This is a genomic window from Georgenia satyanarayanai, from assembly GCF_023715365.1.
GTDB lineage: Bacteria > Actinomycetota > Actinomycetes > Actinomycetales > Actinomycetaceae > Oceanitalea > Oceanitalea satyanarayanai_B.
On record NZ_JAMBNZ010000036.1, the window covers coordinates 1 to 1,422 of the forward strand.

Below are 1,422 nucleotides of genomic sequence, written 5' to 3' on the forward strand. Positions count from 1 at the left end.
CTAGCCCGGATCTTTCATGAGGCGGCCGTGGTCGGTGGGAGCTGCGTGAAGCGCCGGCCTGAGGTCGATTCTGTCAGTTGGGTGTGACAGTGGCCCGGGTCTCGCCTCGGGTGGGCGCCGGTTCCGGCCGGGGGTCTTGCTGGAAGAGTCGTCGTGATGAGTCAGGGCCAGTGGTCAGCCCGGGACGGCGAGCTCTCGCAGCCGGGTGAAACCGAGATGGGCGAGGTTGGCCCACGGTGCTGTGGCGGTGAGGTGGAGCAGGACGCGCCGGCTGTGGCGGGCGATGGTGGCGGGGATGGTGAACAGGCGCAGCCGCAACCGTTTCGGTTCCCAGCGTCTGGCCTCGTGCCCGGTCAGGGCGAGGAGCTGGAGCCAGGCGGTGAGCTCGGCGGCCAGGGCGATGATGGCGAGCCAGATCTCGTTCTGGGTGAAGTCATAGAGAGGCAGCGCGCGCAGGCCGGTGTCCTTGGCGGTGCGGATGCGGTCCTCGCAGCGCGCCCGGCGGCGGTGACGTAGCTCCAGGTCGGCGAGCTGGGAGCCTGGCCCGCCGGGGCGGGTGTTGGTGGCGAACGCGGTGATGCGGTGCCCGTCGATGTCGGTCAGGCGCAGCTGCGCGCCGGGGTGGGGTCGTTCCTTGCGGGCGATGACCCGCATCCCTCTCGGCCAGGAGGAGAGGTCGAGCAGGTCGGTCAGCTCGGCGACCCAGGCCCCGTCGCGAATCTCGTCGTGGGCGTCGTAGGCCGGCGCCCACACCTCCTCGGGGATGTGCGCGAGGAGGTCGGCGGTGTGGGTTGGCAGGGTGAACCCGACCGAGTACGACAACCGCTGCGTGCTCATCCACTCCACGACGTCGTGAGTGCAGCCGGCGGCGTCGGTGCGGATGAGGACCTTCCTCCCGGGCCGGGTGCCGGGCCGGTGGCCGGGCAGCTGCTTCAGGGCGGCCTTGATGACGGTGATGTGGTCGGCGGCGGTGTTGGACCCGGCGTTCCCGGGTCGCAGCAGCATCGCCAGCGGCTCACCGGTCCCACCCGCGCCGTGGTCGACGAAGGAACACAACGGATGGAACCCATACCCGCGCTTGAACGTCGGCGCCGCCTGCTCCTTGTCCGAGTGCGCCGTGATGAGGGTGGCGTCCAGGTCGATGACCAGCGGCGTCTTGGCGCTGGCGCCGTGATCGGGTGCCTGGCCCCCGGCCAGCGCCCACGCGCGCGCCCGCGCCGCCGCCCGGGCCGTGTCGATCGCCTTCAGTGCCGCCGGGGCGTCCGCGGCGAGGGCGTCGATCGTCCGCGAGACCGTGGCATCGGAGGCCACCGGTCCATACACGCCGGGCTCGGCGCGCAGCAGCGCGATGTCGGCCAGGCATTCCCCGCCCAGGGCGAGCGTCACGGCCAGGTCCAGCACGACCTTCGCGGGGTCGTGCAC

1 protein-coding gene is annotated in these 1,422 nt (G+C 71.9%); it reads right to left on the reverse strand.

Annotated features, from left to right (window positions below; translation table 11 throughout):
- Window positions 1-174: 174 nt before the first annotated feature.
- Window positions 175-1,422, reverse strand: a 1,248-nt coding sequence (locus tag M3148_RS16880) for an IS1380 family transposase (RefSeq protein WP_251305893.1), incomplete at its 5' end; no start/stop codon positions are given.